Annotated in this window: 16 protein-coding genes; 2 read left to right on the top strand and 14 right to left on the bottom strand. The window is 65.6% G+C overall.

Annotated features, from left to right (window positions below):
• Positions 1 to 112 precede the first annotated feature (112 nt).
• The 9 genes from WS95_RS10425 to WS95_RS10385 all read right to left on the bottom strand — a co-directional run bounded on the left by WS95_RS10425 (position 113) and on the right by WS95_RS10385 (position 10,149).
• On the bottom strand, positions 113 to 787 hold the full coding sequence (locus tag WS95_RS10425; RefSeq protein ID WP_034207697.1) for a C40 family peptidase: 675 nt from the start codon (positions 785 to 787) through the stop codon (positions 113 to 115).
• A gap of 128 nt (positions 788 to 915) precedes the next feature.
• Positions 916 to 2,538 (bottom strand): ABC transporter ATP-binding protein, encoded by a 1,623-nt coding sequence (locus WS95_RS10420; protein ID WP_059782906.1) that lies wholly within the window; start codon positions 2,536 to 2,538, stop codon positions 916 to 918.
• Positions 2,535 to 3,632: an ABC transporter permease gene (locus WS95_RS10415; protein WP_059823744.1), complete on the bottom strand. Its 1,098-nt coding sequence runs from the start codon at positions 3,630 to 3,632 to the stop codon at positions 2,535 to 2,537. Before WS95_RS10415 ends, WS95_RS10420 begins: the two co-directional genes overlap by 4 nt.
• Before the next feature lie 48 nt (positions 3,633 to 3,680).
• The gene (locus WS95_RS10410) at positions 3,681 to 4,724 is read right to left on the bottom strand and encodes a microcin C ABC transporter permease YejB (protein WP_034207700.1); all 1,044 of its coding nucleotides are present in this window, start codon (positions 4,722 to 4,724) and stop codon (positions 3,681 to 3,683) included.
• Positions 4,725 to 4,775: 51 nt separating this feature from the next.
• Positions 4,776 to 6,650 carry an extracellular solute-binding protein gene (locus WS95_RS10405; RefSeq protein WP_034207701.1) on the bottom strand — a complete coding sequence of 625 codons (1,875 nt, stop codon included), beginning with the start codon at positions 6,648 to 6,650 and terminating at the stop codon, positions 4,776 to 4,778.
• A gap of 143 nt (positions 6,651 to 6,793) precedes the next feature.
• Positions 6,794 to 7,150 (bottom strand): hypothetical protein, encoded by a 357-nt coding sequence (locus WS95_RS10400; protein WP_027808916.1) that lies wholly within the window; start codon positions 7,148 to 7,150, stop codon positions 6,794 to 6,796.
• Between the two features lie 237 nt (positions 7,151 to 7,387).
• A complete protein-coding gene (locus WS95_RS10395; protein ID WP_059823742.1) occupies positions 7,388 to 8,053 on the bottom strand; it encodes a response regulator transcription factor in 666 nt (221 codons plus the stop codon).
• Between the two features lie 18 nt (positions 8,054 to 8,071).
• Positions 8,072 to 9,463, bottom strand: a complete 1,392-nt coding sequence (locus tag WS95_RS10390) for a sensor histidine kinase (protein ID WP_059823740.1) — start codon at positions 9,461 to 9,463, stop codon at positions 8,072 to 8,074.
• Positions 9,464 to 9,474: 11 nt separating this feature from the next.
• Positions 9,475 to 10,149 carry a response regulator transcription factor gene (locus WS95_RS10385; protein WP_034207704.1) on the bottom strand — a complete coding sequence of 225 codons (675 nt, stop codon included), beginning with the start codon at positions 10,147 to 10,149 and terminating at the stop codon, positions 9,475 to 9,477.
• A 218-nt stretch (positions 10,150 to 10,367) separates the two neighbouring features.
• Between WS95_RS10385 and WS95_RS10380 the strand changes: the two genes are divergently transcribed.
• Positions 10,368 to 10,667 (top strand): DUF4148 domain-containing protein, encoded by a 300-nt coding sequence (locus WS95_RS10380; protein ID WP_034207705.1) that lies wholly within the window; start codon positions 10,368 to 10,370, stop codon positions 10,665 to 10,667.
• A gap of 111 nt (positions 10,668 to 10,778) precedes the next feature.
• Here WS95_RS10380 and cyoD read toward each other — a convergent pair whose 3' ends face one another.
• The 5 genes from cyoD to WS95_RS10350 form a co-directional block, all read right to left on the bottom strand.
• Complete coding sequence (gene cyoD, locus WS95_RS10375) at positions 10,779 to 11,111, bottom strand: cytochrome o ubiquinol oxidase subunit IV (protein WP_034207706.1); 333 nt, start codon at positions 11,109 to 11,111, stop codon at positions 10,779 to 10,781.
• Positions 11,112 to 11,720 (bottom strand): cytochrome o ubiquinol oxidase subunit III, encoded by a 609-nt coding sequence (gene cyoC, locus WS95_RS10370; RefSeq protein WP_059823738.1) that lies wholly within the window; start codon positions 11,718 to 11,720, stop codon positions 11,112 to 11,114. It lies immediately after the preceding gene.
• Positions 11,720 to 13,726 (bottom strand): cytochrome o ubiquinol oxidase subunit I, encoded by a 2,007-nt coding sequence (gene cyoB, locus WS95_RS10365; protein ID WP_034207707.1) that lies wholly within the window; start codon positions 13,724 to 13,726, stop codon positions 11,720 to 11,722. Before cyoB ends, cyoC begins: the two co-directional genes overlap by 1 nt.
• Before the next feature lie 3 nt (positions 13,727 to 13,729).
• Positions 13,730 to 14,617 carry a ubiquinol oxidase subunit II gene (gene cyoA, locus WS95_RS10360; RefSeq protein ID WP_034207708.1) on the bottom strand — a complete coding sequence of 296 codons (888 nt, stop codon included), beginning with the start codon at positions 14,615 to 14,617 and terminating at the stop codon, positions 13,730 to 13,732.
• Between the two features lie 278 nt (positions 14,618 to 14,895).
• Complete coding sequence (locus WS95_RS10350) at positions 14,896 to 16,425, bottom strand: complex I subunit 4 family protein (RefSeq protein WP_059823737.1); 1,530 nt, start codon at positions 16,423 to 16,425, stop codon at positions 14,896 to 14,898.
• A gap of 915 nt (positions 16,426 to 17,340) precedes the next feature.
• On the opposite strand from WS95_RS10350, the gene WS95_RS10345 reads away from it, so the two are divergent.
• Positions 17,341 to 17,742 (top strand): cupin domain-containing protein, encoded by a 402-nt coding sequence (locus WS95_RS10345; RefSeq protein ID WP_059823867.1) that lies wholly within the window; start codon positions 17,341 to 17,343, stop codon positions 17,740 to 17,742.
• Positions 17,743 to 17,945: the final 203 nt, after the last annotated feature.

The following is a 17,945-nucleotide window of genomic DNA, read 5'->3' as shown; positions in this document are numbered from 1 at the left end:
TGGCCGGCGGAACGACTTGCGCGTCGTTGGCGCCGCCGCCCCTAAACCAAAAAACCCTGCCGCCTTTCGGTGACAGGGTTTTTTATCGTCCGGCCCGACTGCCCGGCAAACGTCAGTTGTTGCCGTTCGCCGAATCGTCGCCGATCGTCGCGCGCACGCGCTGACGCAGATCTTCGGGCTTCATCGGGAATTCCGATTCGATCCGGCGCGCGCCGGTGAAACGCTTTTCCCAGTAGCCGCTGTCGAGATCGTCGACGCGGACGGTGCTGCCCGTCGACGGCGAATGCACGAACTTGTTGTCGCCGATGTAGATGCCGACGTGCGAGAACGTGCGGCGCATCGTGTTGAAGAACACGAGATCGCCCGGCTTCAGGTTGCTCATGCTCACCTTCTCGCCGACGCGGCTCATTTCTTCCGCGCGACGCGGCAGCGACATGCCGAGCGTGTCCTGGAACACGTAGCGCACGAAGCCGCTGCAGTCGAGGCCCGAATCCGGCGAGTTGCCGCCCCAGCGATATCGCACGCCGATCATGTTCAGCGCGCCGACCACCACGTCGCCCGCCTTGCCCGCCATGCCGGCAAGGAACGACTTCGCGCCGCCGCTCGACGGCTGTGCGCTGGTCTGCTGGAGGGAGGCACCCGACCCGATCTGAGTCGAATTGGTGACATTCTGGTTAAAACTGCTGACTTCGTCGGCGAACGCGCCGGGAGCTGCTGCGAACAGGGCGCCGATGAATAGCCCGGCGATGGTGCGCGCGCATGCCTGGGTCAGGGATCGATGCTGCATTGGTCGATGGAATGTGCTTAAAAATCAGCTGATTGGCGGAAAATTTCGGTCGATACTAGCCAGCGCGTAATCGTTTGTCAAAACAAATTAATAAATACAATCGAGATGGTCAGACCATTGGACGCCTATCACGCTTTCCAGACCGCTTTCAACAGCTTTTGTGTGTAAGGATGTGACGGTCTGGTGAAGATGTCGGACACCTCCCCCGACTCGACGACGGCGCCGTCCTGCATCACCGCGACGCGGTGCGCCATCGCGCCGATCACCTCCAGGTCGTGGCTGATGAACACGTAGCCGAGGTTGTATTTCTGTTGCAAATTCGCGAGCAGCTTCAGCACCTGCTGCTGGATCGACACGTCGAGCGCCGACGTCGGCTCGTCGAGGATCAGGATGCGCGGCTCCAGCACGAGCGCGCGCGCGATCGCGATCCGCTGGCGCTGGCCGCCCGAGAATTCGTGCGGATAACGGTGCAGCACCGTACGGTCGAGGCCGACTTCGCGCAGCACCGCGAGCGACTTCGCGCGGCGGGCGTCGGGCGTCATGTCCGGACGATGCAGCGCGAGCCCTTCGCCGACGATCCGCTCGATCGTGTGACGCGGCGAAAGCGAACTGAACGGATCCTGAAAGACCACCTGCATGTTCGAGCGCAACGCGGTCCGTTCGCGGCCGCGATAGGCCGACAGCGCGCGCCCCTGGAATTCGATCTCGCCGCCGGCCGTCTTCTGCAGCCCCAGCAGCGCCATCGCGAGCGTCGATTTCCCCGATCCCGATTCGCCGACGATGCCGAGCGTTTCGCCCTGCCGCACCGACACCGACACGTCCGCGACGGCCGTCACCGGCACCGTGCCGAACCAGCCCGCGAAGCCCGGCCGCTTGCGCGCGAACCGTACGCTCACGTGGCGCGCGTCGAGCACGACGGGCGCGATCGGCATCACCGGCGTGACCGCGCGTTGCGGCCGGCTGTTCAGCAACCGCTGCGTATACGGATGCTCGGGCGCCGCGAAGATCCGCTCGACGGGCCCGCTCTCGACGAGCCGGCCGCGCTCCATCACCGCGACGCGCTGCGCGAAGTGCCGCACGAGATTCAGGTCGTGCGTGATCAGCAGGATCGACATCCCGCGTTTTTCCGCTTCGTCGCGCTGCAACTCCAGCAGCAGGTCGACGATCTGCGCGCGGATCGTCACGTCGAGCGCGGTGGTCGGCTCGTCGGCCAGCAGCAGGCGCGGCCGGCACGCGAGCGCCATCGCGATCATCGCGCGCTGCCGCTGGCCGCCCGACAACTGATGCGGGTAGCTGTCGACGCGCTTCTCGGGCTCGGCGATGCCGGTGCGCGCGAGCAACGCGATCGCGCGCTTGCGCGCTTCCACCGCCGATACGCCGTCGTGCAGCACGATCGTCTCGCCGATCTGCACGCCGATCGTATACAGCGGGTTGAGCGCCGTCATCGGCTCCTGGAAGATCATCGCGATGTCCGAGCCGCGCAGCCCGCGCATCTCGCGCTCGCTCTTGCTTGCCAGATCCTGTCCCGCGAAGCGGATCGCGCCGCCGACTTCGGCGTCGCGCAGCAACCGCAGGATCGACAACGCGGTCACGCTCTTGCCGGAGCCCGACTCGCCGACGAGCGCGACCCGCTCGCCGCGCCCGATCGCGAGCGTCACGTCGTCGACGGCCACCGTGTCGCCGAAGCGCACGTGCAGATGCTCGAGCGACAGCAGCGGTTCGTCCACCTTCGATACGGCTGCGTCGCTCATCGCTGGCCTCCCGCGGCGCGCATCGAGTCGGCGATGCGCGTGTCGAGCGCGTTGCGCAGCGCATCGCCCATGAAGGTCAGCAGCAACAGCGTCGCGACCAGCACGCCGAACGTCGACAGCGAAATCCACCACGCGTCGAGGTTGCCCTTGCCCTGCGCGAGCAGCTCGCCGAGGCTCGGCGTCGGCGGCGGCACGCCGAGCCCGAGGAAGTCGAGGCTCGTCAGCGCGAGGATCGAGCCGCTCATCCGGAACGGCAGGAACGTGATCACCGGCGTGAGACTGTTCGGCAGCACGTGGCGCCAGATGATCTGCCCGTTCGTGAGCCCCATCGCTCGCGCCGCGCGCACGTAGTCCTGCGTGCGGTTGCGCAGGAATTCCGCGCGCACGTAGTCGGCAAGGCCGATCCAGCCGAACAGCGACAGCAGCACGATCAGCAACAGGAAGCTCGGCTCGAAGATCGACGCGAAGATGATCAGCAGGTACAGCTCGGGCAGCGAGCTCCAGATCTCGATCAATCGCTGCCCGACGATGTCGATGCGTCCGCCGAAGAAGCCTTGCACAGCGCCCGCGGCGATCCCGAGCAGCGTGCCGATCGCGGTCAGGATCAGCCCGAATTCGACCGACACGCGGAACCCGTACACGAGCCGCGCGAGCAGGTCGCGGCCCTGCGCATCGGTGCCGAGCCAGTTCTCGCGCGACGGCGGCGCCGGGTTCGGCACGGTCGAGAAGTAGTTCAGCGTGTCGTAGGAGTAGCGGTTCGGCGGGTACACGACGAAGTTGCCGGGCGCCTCGAGCCGCTTGCGCACATACGGATCGAGATAGTCGGCCGGCGTCGGGAAATCGCCGCCGAAGGTCGTCTCCGGGTACGCATGGAACATCGGGAAATAGGTCTGGCCGTCGTAGCGCATGACGAGCGGCTTGTCGTTCGACCACAGCGGCGCCGCGAGGCTCGCGGCAAAGGCCACGACGAAGATCACGAAGCTCCAGTAGCCGAGGCGCTGCTGCCTGAAGCGCTGCCACACGCGGCGGGCGGGCGACGGCGACACGCGCGCCCGCGCGGCGTCGATGCGGGAAGAGACGACGGCCCGGTTCATCGCGCACCTCGCCCGCCGGCGCCGGGCATGCGAATGGCTCGTTTCATGTCAGCGCTCCAGGTTGTCGAATTGAATGCGCGGATCGACCCACACATAGCAAAGATCGGAGACCAGCTTGGTCGCGAGCCCGATCAGCGTGAACAGGTACAGCGTGCCGAGCACGACCGGGTAGTCGCGCCGCACGACCGACTCGTACGACAGCAGCCCGAGGCCGTCGAGCGAGAACAGCGTCTCGATCAGCAGGCTGCCCGTGAAGAACGCACCGATGAACGCGGCCGGGAAGCCGACGATCAGCGGCAGCATCGCATTGCGGAACACGTGCTTCCACAGCACGCTGCGCTCGGAGAGCCCCTTCGCGCGCGCGGTCAGCACGTATTGCCGGCGGATCTGGTCGAGAAACGCGTTCTTCGTGAGCATCGTGACGACCGCGAAGCTGCCGACCACCGACGCGGTGATCGGCAGCGCGATGTGCCACAGGTAGTCGAGCACCTTGCCGACGAGCGACAACTGCGCGAAGTTGTCCGACGTGAGGCCGCGCAGCGGAAAGAGCTGCCAGAACGAGCCGCCGCCGAACAGCACGAGCAGCAGCACGCCGAGCACGAAGCCCGGGATCGCATAGCCGACGAGCACGACGAGGCTCGTCGCGACGTCGAACGGCGAACCGTTGCGCACCGCCTTCGCGATGCCGAGCGGCACCGAGATCAGGTACGTGAGGAAGAACGTCCACAGCCCGATGCTGATCGACACGGGCAGTTTCTGCACGACCAGCGACCACACGCTCTGGTGGCGAAAATAGCTGTCGCCGAGATCGAAGCGTGCGAAGCGCTTCAGCATCAGCCAATAGCGTTCGAGCGGCGGCTTGTCGAAACCGTACAGCGCCTTGAGCTGCGCGAGCTGCTGCGCGTCGACGCCGGTGTGCGCGCGCATCCCGAACGGCGTCGCGCCCTGCTCCGTCGCGCCCTTGCGCAACTCCTGCACGGCCTGCTCGACCGGGCCGCCCGGCACGAACTGGATCACCGCGAACGTGAGCGTCAGCACGCCGACGAGCGTCGGGATCATCAGCAGCAGGCGTTTGAGGATGTAGCTCCACATAGGGCGTCGACTCGTGATCGGATGGCGGGTTGGACGGAGGGCCGGCGCGGGTCAGTGATCGGGCTTCGCCCACCAGGTCGACACGACCCAGCCCTCGGCCGAATAGTACAGCGGCAGCGTCTGCGGATAGGCCAGCGTGCGCTTGTACGCGATGCGGTGCGTCGTGCTGTACCACTGCGGGACCGCGTAGTAGCCGTGCATCAGCACCCGGTCGAGCGCGTGCGTCGCGTCGAGCAGTTCCTCGCGCGTCTGCGCGGTGCCGAGCGCATGCAGCAACGCGTCGACGGCCGGCGATTTCAGCCCGATGAAGTTGTCGGAGCCCGGCTCGTCGGCGAACTTGCTCGCGTAACGCGAGTATTGCTCGGCGCCCGGCACCTGCACGCCCGGCAGGCGGATCGTCGTCATGTCGTAGTCGAACGCATCGAGGCGCTTTTGCAGCAGCGCGTAATCGGCCGTGCGAAAGCGCACGTCGATGCCGAGCTTCGCGAGGTTGCGCCGGTAGGCGGTCACGACGCCTTCCATCGCGCCGCCCGCATCGTCCAGGATCTCGAACGCGAACGGCTCGCCCTTCGCATTGCGCAGCGCGCCGTCGCGGTAGGTCCAGCCGGCCTGCTCGAGCAGTGCGCGCGCCTTCAGCAGGTTCGCGCGCAGCGAACCGGGCGGATTCGTGTCCGGCTGCGCGACCATCGGGCCGAACACGGCCGGATCGAGCTGCGCGCGCAGCGGCTCCAGCAGCTTCAGCTCGCCCTCGCCCGGCGTACCGGTCGCCTGCAGGTCGGTATCGGCGAAATAGCTGTCGAGGCGCGTGTATGCGCTGTAGAACAACTGGCGGTTCAGCCATTCGAAGTCGAACGCGAGATCGAGCGCCTGGCGCACGCGCACGTCGCGGAACAGCGGCCGGCGCAGGTTCATGAAGAAGCCCTGCATGCCGGCGCCGTTATGTTGGCGGAATTCGCGCTTGACGAGCTCGCCGCTGTCGAAGCGCTTGCCGACGTCGCGCCGCGTCCAGTTGCGCGCGACGTACTCGACGAGCACGTCGTATTCGCCGGCTTTGAACGCCTCGAGCCGCGCGACGCCGTCGCCGTACAGCTTGTAGACGATCCGCTCGAAGTTGTTGGTGCCGATCCGTACCGGCAGATCGGCGCCCCAGTACGCGGGATTGCGCCGGTAGGTGATCGTGCGGCCGTTGTCGTAGCGCTCGATCAGGTACGGGCCGCTGCCGATCGGCTGCTCGAACGCGAGCTGGTCGAACGGGACACGCGAGCCGTCCGCGCGCAATCCCCACTTGCGCGAGAACACGGGCACGCCGCCGGCGATCAGCGGCAACTCGCGATTCGCGCTGCGGAACTCGAACCGGACCGTCGCCGGATCGACGACCACGGCCTTCGCGATCTCCGCGAAATACGCGCCGAACTGCGGTGCGGCCTGCTTGCTCTTCAGCGTGTCGAACGAAAACTTGACGTCGTCGGCCGTGACGCGATCGCCGTTCGAGAAGCGCGCGCGCGGATTCAGGTGGAACGTGACCGAGCGGCGGTCCGGCGCGACGTCGATGTCGTCGGCCAGCAGCCCGTATGCGGACGCCGGTTCGTCGGAGCTGCCGGTCGCGAGGCTCTCGAACAGCATGTCGATGCCGGGTGCGGAGTTGCCGCGCATCGTGAACGGATTGAACTTGTCGAACGACGTCATCCGGTTCGGGTTCGCGAGCACGAGCGTGCCGCCCTTCGGCGCGTCGGGGTTCACGTAGTCGAAATGCCTGAAGCCCGGCGGATACTTCGGCTCGCCGTACTGCGCAATCGCGTAGGCCGCGTGCGCGGCCGGCGCGGCGAGCGCCGCGTGCAGCGCCAGCACCGCGGCCATGCGGCCGGCGGCCCGCAGCGCGCCGACGCAGGCGCGCGCGGCGGCGGTCCGGGGCGAACCCTTCGTCATAGAGGCCCTGTCGTCGAATGAGGGTAGTAACGTGGAGCGATTCTACCCATTCAATCCGCCGAGCCAAAAGAAAACCGCCACACGGGCGGTTTCCTCGCGAGTCACTGTCGCGCACGCGGCCCGCATGCGCGACCGGTCGCCGATCAGCGCCAGCCGTTGTGGCGGCCGTGATCCCAGTGGCCGCGATCGCCGCCCCAGCCGCGCCCATGGTGGCGATACCACTCGTCGCGGCCCCAGTAGCGGCGGCCGTCCCAGTAGCGGTCGCCGTGCCAGCCGATCACGATCGCCGGCGCCGGCGCATACACGGGCGCCGGTGCATAGACAGGCGCCGGCTGATAGACGACCGGCGGAGGCGGCGGCGCATACACGGGCGCGGGCGCGACGTAGACCGGTGCCGGCACGCCGACGTTGATCCCGACATTGACTCCCGCCATTGCTGCGCCCGACACGAGCAAGGCCGTCATACCGGTCAGGAGCGAGGCAACACGCAAAGTCTTCATGGATTCCTCTTCTGGTTGTGTCATGTGTGATTCGACTATAGCGGCAAGCGCCGTCCCCGCATATTTCAAGTTTGTAAGAACTGATGCGCGGCATCGCAACGGAAAGCCCGCGCTAACGTCTTGTAACAATCGACGCCGATTTGCCCCGCCGAGCCCGCGCATACCGAGTCGCGGCTGTTTGGCAGCTTCGGCGGTCGTCAAGACCTTCTTCGAGCCGGGCGGCGATATCCTCGGCCGTCATCCGCCCGTGTCGAACCGGAAGCCGAATCGCGCAACCGTTTCGATCCGCGCGGAAAACGCATGCGCGGCCAGCTTGCGCCGCAACCGCACGATCAGCGCATTGACCGTTTCGGGTTCGACGTCGGCATCGCCCCACGCGTAACGCAGCACGGCGTCGCGCCCGACCGGCCGCCCTGCTTCGCGCAGCAGGCATTCGACCACGCGAAATTCCCGTGCGCTGAGCGCGAGCTGCCGGCCACGCTCGTCGAGTGCGCGCGTCGCCGTGTCGAGCCGGATCGAGTCACGCATCGCGACGATGCCCGCGCGGCGCCACAGCGCGCGCAACCGCTCGTGCAATTCGACGAACGAACACGGATGGGCGAGGCATACGTCGCAGCCGGCCTCGAGCATCCGCGCACGCTGGGCGGACGTCGTGCCGGCGACGATCGCGGCAATCGTCGCGCTGCCGGCCGACGCGGCGAGCGGCGGCAATCCGTCGAGAATCGCCGGCATGGCGGCACCGTCGGTCGCAACGATCACGATCGCGTCGAACCGCTCCTGCGTCGCCGCGAAACAGCCGTCGCGCCAGTCGCCGATGCGCTCGACGCCGTGCATGCTCTCGCGAAACGCCTTGTCGAGCCGCAACGCGTCCGGCGTCGGCGGCGCAATCAGCAGGATGCGCATCGATCGCCCCCGCCTGCGTCACGCGAGCGAACGCGGCCAGCATTCGACCGTGATCGCCGCACCGGCCGGCTGGGCATCGCCGATCCGCAACGCGAAACCGTGCACGCGCATCACCGCCGACACGATGCTCAACCCGAGCCCCGAGCCGTTCACATGGCGCGTGCGCTCGCCGCGATAGAAGCGTTCGAGCACCGCATTGCGCTCGCCGGGCGCAATGCCGGGCCCGGTGTCGTCGAACCGGACGAGCGGACCATGCGGCGTCGTCCGGAGCACGACGCGCACGCGGCCGCCCGGCGGCGTGAACTTGATCGCGTTGTCCGCGAGATTGCTGAACGCCTCGAACAGCAACGCACGATCGCCATGGATGCCGTCGACCGCGGCCGCATCGAGCTCGAACGACACGTCGACGGCCTCGGCCAGCGGCTCGTAAAGTTCGCACACGTCGCGCAGCAACGCCGCGACGTCGACCGCGGCAAAACCGCCGCGCCGGCTCAGCGTCCCGATCTCGGAGATGCGCAGCATCGCGCGAAAACGTTCGAGCAGGCGGTCGGTTTCGTCGCGCGCCGACGCCAGCAGCGCCGCCGACGCGGGATCGTGTGCGCAGAACGGCTGGTCGGCAAGCCGCGCCAGCATCGTATGCACGCGTGCGAGCGGCGTGCGCAGGTCGTGCGCGATCCCGTCGCAGGTATGCCGCACCTCGCCCATCAGTCGCTCGACTTCGTCGAGCATGTGATTCACGAGATGCGCGAGCAGATCGAGTTCGTCGTAGCGGCCGACCGGCAGCCGCTTGCCGAGATCGCCTTCGGCGATCTGTCGCGTGACGCGCCGGATCGCGGCGACGCGGCGCATCTGCCGCATGCCGAGCATGCTGCCGCCCGCGATGCCCGCGATCAGGATCATCACACCGCCGACCACGAGCCCGCGGATCGCGACGTCGCGGATCTGGATGAAATGCGACAGGTCGCGCGCGACGACCAGCGTCATCCCGTTGTCGCGGCGCACGGCCATCGCGCGCGCGATCGGCGCCGCCTGGCCGTCGAGCAGCGCGAGCGTGCGGTCCAGCGTACGGCCGTGGCGATCCGTGCGCAGCGTGGGCGGCGTCGCGATGTCGCCGGCCACGCGGCGCCCGTTCGCAGCGAACAGCCCGTAGAAATTCGTATGCATGTGCTCGTGCTCGAGCCGCCGATGGATCGCAAGCGGCAGCGCGGCATCGGGAATCGAATCGAAATAGATCAGTTGCCACGCGAGCACCTCGTCGGTATCGCGTGTCATCGTGTGCGTCGCGGCCACGCTGATCACGCCCGCGAGCAGCAGCAGCGACACCGAAAAGATCGCCGCGTACGCGCACAGCCAGCGAAACGTCGTCGTATGCCAGCGGCGCGTGAAGTTCGCCGCGCGGGCTGCGTCCATTCGCGCCTCCGTCAAGCGAGCATGTAGCCCGACCCGCGCACCGTCTGGATCATCGGGTCCGCGCCGGGCGGGTCGATCTTCTTGCGCAACCGGCCCATGTGGACGTCGATCAGATTGGTGCCGGGATCGAAGTGATAGCCCCACACGGCCTCGAACAGCATCGTGCGCGTGATCGTCTGGCCCGCGTTGCGCATCATGAATTCGAGCACGCGGAACTCGGTCGGCAGCAGCGGAATCTCGTCGGCGCCGCGGCGCGCGCAGCGCGAAATGAGGTCGAGCTCGAGCGCGCCGACCTTCAGCAGCGTCTGCTGCGGTACGCCCGATGCCTGCCGGCGGCGCAGCAGCACTTCGATGCGCGCGCTCAGTTCGCCAGAATCGAACGGCTTCGTCAGGTAATCGTCGCCGCCCGCGCGCAACCCGCGGATGCGTTCGTCGACGTCGCCCAGCGCGCTCAGCATCAGTACCGGCGTATCGATGCCGACCGTGCGCATCGCGGTCAGGATCGCGAGTCCGTCCGCGCCCGGCAGCATCCGGTCGAGCGTGATCGCGTCGTACGATGCGCTCATCGCGCGCATCATGCCTTCGCGGCCGTTGTCGATCCAGTCGACCTCGAACCCGCGTGCGGTCAGTTCGCCGACGATTTCGTTCGCGGTCACCGCATCGTCCTCGACCGTCAGTACTCGCATGGTTGCCCTCGCAATCAACTTCAACACGGGCGCGCACGATGCGCCCGCCACTATCGTAAGCGCTACGATCGCCGTGCGGCGCCAGATGAAAATAGCTTCATCCTGCATCGCACCGCGCGCGCATGAAACATGTTTCATCCGTGCGTCGGCCACCCTGCGACCGGGTGCGCCTACGCTGACCTCATGCGGCATCGGGCCGCGAAACCAGGAGCCATCGGATGAAACTGTCGACCACCGTCGCCTGCATGCTGCTCGCATGCGCCAGCACCGCCGCGTTCGCGGGGCCGCACCTCACGCCGCAGGAATGCACCGCGTACCCGTTCGTGCACACGGGTCGCGGCGTCACGCGTGCGGACCTCGTGCGCGAGCTGACCGAGCTCGAACAGGTCGGCTACGACCCGGCCCATGCGAGCCCGTACTACCCCGACGATCTCGACGGCGCGAAGCATCGGCTCGCGGCCGAGTACCGCGCCGACTGCACGCATGCGCTGACGGCCGACGCGGGCGCGCGACACTGACTGCACTGTCCGGCGCAACGCAACAGCCGAAAAAACAAAAAGGCGGCACGTACGTGCCGCCTTCGCTTCGTGAATCCGCACGGATATCGACCCGCTGCGCCACGCTGCCGCTCAACGCGACATCATGTTCATGCTGACGTTGTGCATCACCCAAAGCGTGCCGACGATCAGGATCGCCGCGGTCAACACCGTATAGCTGAACGCCATCACGTTCCAGCGCTGGCCCGACGAGCCGTTCATGTGCAGGAAGTACACGAGGTGCACGACGATCTGCACGAACGCGAGCACGGCCAGCCCGACCAGCGACGCATGCGGCGACAGCACGCCGCCCATCACGAGGCCGAACGACGCGGCCGTGAGCAGCACCGACAGGATGAAACCGGCGACGTAGCCGCCGACGCTGCCGTGCCCTTCTTCGAGTTGAGACGAATGCGAATGGGCCATTTAGATCACGCTCGCGAGATAGACAAAGGAAAACACGCAAATCCACACGATGTCGAGGAAGTGCCAGAACAGGCTCAGGCACGTCAGGCGTCGCAGGTCGCGATCGGTCAGGTCGCCGCCGCGCAATACGATCTGCGCGGCCAGCACGATCATCCACAAGAGGCCGGCCGTCACGTGCAGCCCGTGCGTGCCGACCAGCGTGAAGAACGCCGACAGGAACGCGCTGCGCTGCGGGCCGGCGCCTTCCACGATCAGGTGCGAGAACTCGCGCAGTTCCATCGCGAGAAACGCCGCGCCGAGCACGAACGTCACCGCGAGCCACGCGAGCAGCGCGCCGCGCCGCTGCTTGTACGCCGCCAGCATCGCGAAACCGTACGTGATGCTCGACAACAGGAGTGCCGCGGTTTCGACCGCGACGCCCGGAATGTCGAACAGCTCTTTCGCGGTCTGCCCGCCCGCGTACTGGTGGCCGAGCACCGCGAACGTCGCGAACAGCGCCGCGAAAATCACGCAGTCGGTCATCAGGTACAGCCAGAAACCGAACACCGAATGCGACGGCGGATGGTCGTCGTGCTCGAGCAGGGTTGCGCTCAAGGTTTTCTGCAACATCAGTTGGCCTCCAGTTCCACGTCGTCGACGCGCGCAGCCGGGCGCTTCGTCGGCTGCTTGTCTTCGGTCTTGCGCACCGTCGACGCAGGGATGTAATAGCCGTCGTTATCGCGCGAGCTGTAGATCACGAGCGTCGCGACGATCCCGACGAGCCCGCCGATCGCCATCCACCAGATGTGCCATACCAGCGCGAAGCCGAGCACCAGGCTGAAGATCGCGATCACGAGGCCCGCACAGGTATTCGACGGCATGTGGATGTCGCGAATCGCCGCCGGGTTCGGCCGGCCTTCGCCGCGCGCCTTCATGTCCGCATACGCGTCGAGCGTGCGCACCTGCGGGATCACCGCGAAGTTGTAGTCGGCCGGCGGCGACGAGGTCGCCCACTCCAGCGTACGGCCGCCCCACGGGTCGCCCGTCGTGTCGCGGTACTCGGGCAGATGGCGGTTGCGGATGCTGACCACCAGTTGCAGCAGCTGGCACGCGATGCCGATCGCGATCAGCACGGCGCCGAATGCGGCAACCAGCAGCCACGGATGCCACGCCGGATTGTCGTAGTGGTTCAGGCGGCGCGTCATGCCCATGAAGCCGAGTACGTAGAGCGGTACGAACGCGACGTAGAAGCCGACCTGCCAGAACCAGAAAGCGGCCTTGCCGAGCTTCTCGTTCAACTTGAAGCCGAACGCCTTCGGGAACCAGTAGTTGAAGCCCGCGAGATAGCCGAACAACACGCCGCCGATGATCACGTTGTGAAAGTGCGCGATCAGGAACAGGCTGTTGTGCAGCACGAAGTCCGCGCCGGGAATCGCCATCATCACGCCGGTCATGCCGCCGAGCGTGAACGTGACCATGAAGCCGATCGTCCACAGCACCGGCGTCGTGAATTCGATCCGGCCGCGGTACATCGTGAACAGCCAGTTGAACACCTTCACGCCGGTCGGAATCGCGATGATCATCGTCATGATCCCGAAGAACGCATTCACGTTCGCGCCCGAACCCATCGTGAAGAAGTGATGCAGCCACACGAGGAACGACAGCACCATGATCGCGCAGGTCGCGTACACCATCGTCTTGTAGCCGAACAGCGGCTTCTTCGCGAACGTCGCGATGACTTCCGAGAAGATTCCGAACGCCGGCAGGATCAGGATGTAGACCTCCGGATGACCCCACGCCCAGATCAGGTTCAGGTACAGCATCGCGTTGCCGCCGGCGTCGTTCGTGAAGAAGTGCATGCCGAGGTAGCGGTCGAGGCCGAGCAGCGCGAGCGTCGCGGTCAGGATCGGGAACGACGCCATGATCAGCACGTTCGTGCAGAGGGCCGTCCACGTGAATACCGGCATCTTCATCAGCGTCATGCCGGGTGCGCGCATCTTGATGATCGTCACGAAGAAATTCACGCCGGTCAGCAGCGTGCCGACGCCGGAGATCTGCAGCGCCCACAGGTAATAGTCGACCCCTACCCCCGGACTGAACTGCAGCTCCGACAGCGGCGGGTATGCGAGCCAGCCCGTCTGCGCGAATTCGCCGATCACGAGCGACACATTGATCAGAATCGCACTGACCGCCGTCATCCAGAACGACAGCGAGTTGATGAACGGGAACGCGACGTCGCGCGCACCGATCTGCAGCGGCACGACCAGGTTCATCAGGCCGACCATGAACACCATCGCCATGAAGAAGATCATGATCACGCCATGCGCCGTGAAGATCTGGTCATAGTGGTGCGGCGGCAGGTAGCCGGGCGCGTTGTACGCGAGCGCGAGTTGCATGCGCATCATGATCGCGTCGGCGAAGCCGCGCAGCAGCATGATCAGCGCGACGATGATGTACATCACGCCGAGTCTCTTGTGGTCGACCGTGGTCAGCCATTCCGTCCACAGCCATTTCCACCGGCCGGTGATCGTCAGCGCGGCGAGAATGCCCAGCACGACCAGCCCCATGAAGGCGCCGGCCCCCATGATGATGGGCTGATCGAACGGGATCGCCGAAAGTGTGAGTTTGCCGAACATGCGTTACCCCTTCGTGCCGCAGGCGGCGTCCTTCAGGTCGAGGACGTGGCCATCGTTGTATTTCGCGATGATGTTGTGGAAGAGCCGCGGGTCGACCGACGAGAAGTAGCGCACCGGCGCCTTCTCGCTCGGCTGCGCGACGCCGCCGTACATCGTCGCGTCGAGCCGGTCCGGCGACGCCTTCACCTTCTGCACCCACGCGTCGAACTGCTCGCGCGGCTCGGCGAGCGTGCGGAACTTCATATCGGAGAACCCGCGGCCGCTGAAGTTGGCGGACGTGCCCGCGTAGTTGCCGGGCTCGTCGGCGATCAGGTGCAGGCGCGTCTGCATGCCGGCCATCGCGTAGACCTGGCCGCCGAGTTGCGGGATGAAGAACGAATTCATCACCGAATCCGACGTGATGCGGAAGTTCACCGGCGTGCCGACCGGAATCGCGAGCTGGTTCACCGACGCGATGCCGAGTTCCGGATAGATGAACAGCCACTTCCAGTCGAGCGCGACCACCTCGACGTCGATCGGCTTCACCGCCGATTCGAGCGGCTTGTACGGATCGAGCTCGTGCGTGGTCTTCCACGTGAGCACGCCGAGAAACAGGATGATCAGCGTCGGCACCGTCCAGATCACGACCTCGATCGCGGTCGAGTGCGACCAGTTCGGCGCGTAGGTGGCACTGCGATTGGACGCGCGATAACGCCACGCGAACCACAGCGTGAGCAGGATCACCGGCACGACGACGATCAGCATCGCCCACGTCGAGGTGGCGATCAGCGCCTTTTCGGCGGCGCCGACGCTTCCTTTCGGATTTAGTACATCTAAATTACAGCCTGACAGGCTCAACGCCGCGCCGCTCGACATCAGCGCCGTCCAGCCTCTTGAAACGCTTCTTTTCATCACACCGCCCGAGGGTCATTGAATCCGTTTGCGTATGCCCGATGCGCATTCGATTCACGAAATTGGCCGAATCATACGTCGCGCGGGTGCGATGAAAAACCGGTGCATGCGGCAAATCATCATTGCAAAATCTGCCGTGAGTCACATTGTCGCGGGGCAATTTCACGCAGCCGGGAGCGAGCCCGGCACGCGCCGTGCCGGGCCTCGATCGATGCGTGCGCAACGATGCGCGCCGCGCGATGCGGCCCGCTCGATCGGCGCAGCTCGGTGCGCCGCGATCAGTCGTGCGTCGATGCCATGTACGACGGCAGCGCTTGCACGGGGCCGTCCCCTGCCGGCACTTTCGAACGGCTCGCTTCCTGGATCAGCTTGCCGACGGTCGGATCGATCGCATCGGTGAAGGGCTTCGGATCGATGCCGACCGCCAGCACGATCAGCGCGAGCGACGCGAACATCACGATCTCGCGACGGTTCAGATCGGCGAGCTTCGCGATCCGCTGGCTCGAGACCTTGCCGAACACCACGCGCTTGAGCATCCATAGCGTGTACGACGCGCTGAGGATCAGCGTGAGCGCCGCGATCGCGCCGATCCAGAAGTTGAAGCGAATCGCGCCCATGATCACCATGAACTCGCCGACGAACCCCGACGTGCCCGGCAGGCCGACGTTGGCCATCGCGAACAGCAGCGTGAAGGTCGCGAAACGCGGCATCACGCCCGCCACGCCGCCGTACGCGGCGATCTCGCGCTGCCGGGTGCGATCCACGAGTACGTTCACGCACAACAGCATCGCGCCCGCCACGAAACCGTACGAGACAAGCTGCACGATCGCGCCTTCGACGCCGATCCGGTTGAACAGGAACAGCCCGAGCGTGACGATCCCCATGTGCGCGACCGTCGAATACGCGAGCAGCTTGCCGAGATCGGTCTGCGCGAGCGCGATCAGGCTCGCGTAGACGATCGCGAACAACGACAGCGCGATCACGGCCGGCGCGAAGAAGTGGCTCGCATCGGGCGTGATCGGCAGCGCGAAGCGCAGGAATCCGTAACCGCCGAGCTTGAGCATCGCGAGCATCAGCGCGGCACCGGTCGGACCGTCCGTGTACACGTCGCTCAGCCACGTGTGGACCGGCCACATCGGCACCTTGACCGCGAACGCGGCGAAGAAACCGAGGAACACCAGCAACTGCGGCGCGAAGCCAAGTTGCAACGTGCGCCACACGGCCATGTCGAACGTATGCGACTGCGCGTACAGGTACAGCATTGCCATCAACAGCAACAGCGAGCCGGCGAACGAGATGAAGAAGAACTTCACGGCCGCATACACGCGGCGCTCGCGCCCCCACGTGCCGATCAGCAGATACAGCGGGATCAGCGTCGCTTCGAAGAAGATGAAGAACAGCAGCCCGTCCTGCGCGACGAACACGCCGACCATCAACCCCGACAGGATCAGGAACGACGCGTAGTACTGCGCGACGCGCACCGTGACCGATTCCCACGACGCCACCACCACCACGAGCGTCGTGAACGCGGTCAGCACGACGAGCCACAGCGACGCGCCGTCGATGCCGACCCGCCATCCGGCATTGAACGCCGCCAGCCAGTCGCGTCTTTCGACGAACTGCATCGTCGCCGAATGCGCGTCGAAGCCGGCAATCAGCGGGACGACGGCCGCGAGCCCGGCAATCGCGCCGACCAGCGCGATCAGTCGTATCCGGCGTGAATGCCGGTCGGAACCGGCGCGCAGCAACCCCGCGCCGAACAGTATCGGAACCCAGATGGCCAGGCTCAGGAAGGGGAAATCACGCATGTCAACAAAGCCTTGAGGAGGTCGCGCGTTGCATCGGGGACAGGCGCGACGAAAGGATCGAAATCGAATCGACAGGTAGATTTCGTGAATCGCCAATGTTGGCTAAATGTAAAGCGGCATCACTGGGAAACTTGATGTCGCTCAAACGCGATCGGGTTAACCAGCATAAGGCGATTGATTATTTTCTGCAGCGCAGCAGAGTGTTATTTTTGGGGGTCGACATAGTTCACTGATTTTTATGAGTAATTTTTCGTATTGCGTGATCGGCTACGCCACGCATATCGACGCGCTGCCGCATTTTTGACGTCAATCGATCATTTCAAAGGGTTGGAACGAGATGGCTGACGTTCCGCGATGCAGCGGTCGCTTCGCCTTCTCCGTCTTACACGAATACTTTCATTACTATTTCGATTCATTTCGCGTAGCGCAAGCCGGGCAAAGCGTTGCCCTCGCCTGTCGGTTTCACGTGGCCCGCCGCTAACGCCGATATCTCGAGCAATTCCCTACGCGCAGGGTCATCGCACGTTAGTGATCGCGTGGTGCGGGAGTCGTCGACCATTGCACATTGCATGCCGATAGACCCGGGTTAGCCGGACAAAGTCGCTCGCGGACGATTCCCGCTTCATATCCCTACGCCGCACCTGCTCCGTTCGCCCCAAAGATTTTCTTTCGGCGTGGACAAGATGTTCTCGATTGTCGACGGGCCGGACGGTAGGCATAGTTCCTCGCTCGCCGTGCAGATCGCAGCAAAGCCGGCTCGACCAGTGGCTTCGGTACGTTCGCTGCATTCCTTCGTTCCCCGACAGCGGTCGGGGTCGTCGTTGCCGGCGAGCACACCTCGATCGATGGAGCGACCTCCGCATACCGGATTCTCCCGTCACGCGCCAACGGCGCATGCTAGTCAGAGACTGTCCCATGAAAATCTATCATTGCCTTCCTCTCATCTTGCTGACCCTGGCGAGCGCTCGACTCGCCGAAGCCGCCGATCGGGCACCCGCGGCCAAGGACACCGTCGTGTTGCAACGCGTTCCGGTCCCGGGATCGGATCACGAGATGGGCATGGGCATTGCCGAATTTCCTCCGAACGCGTCGAAGCCGCGGCACAAGGCGACTGGGCCCGAGGTTGCATACGTGCTGTCCGGCGAGGTCACGGTGGAGGCCGACGGTCAAGCCACGCGAGTCGTTCACGCCGGCGAGAGCTACCGGATGCCGGCCGGTGCCGTTCACGTGACGACTGCCGGGCCGGCAGGGGCGAAGGTTCTTGCCACGTGGGCCTGGATACCCGGCAAGCCGTTCAACATCCGTGTGCCGGACTAGCAGGCGCCGATCGACGACGGCAAACATGTCCGTTGCGTCGAGGCGGGTTCGCGAAATTGGCGAAGCCTCAGGCTGAAATCGGGATAGGGGCGGTCAGGCAGCCTGACCGATCCCCTCCCACACCACCCGGCATGCGGGTCCGCACCGGGCGGTTCGAGCAGTTGAGGTCATGAGAGTCGAGGCACGCCCAGACGGTCGAAGTG

Source organism: Burkholderia sp. MSMB1826, assembly GCF_001526325.1.
Taxonomy (GTDB): Bacteria; Pseudomonadota; Gammaproteobacteria; order Burkholderiales; family Burkholderiaceae; genus Burkholderia.
Note: the sequence above shows the minus strand (reverse complement) of the source record. Positions and strands in the feature narration are given on the sequence as shown.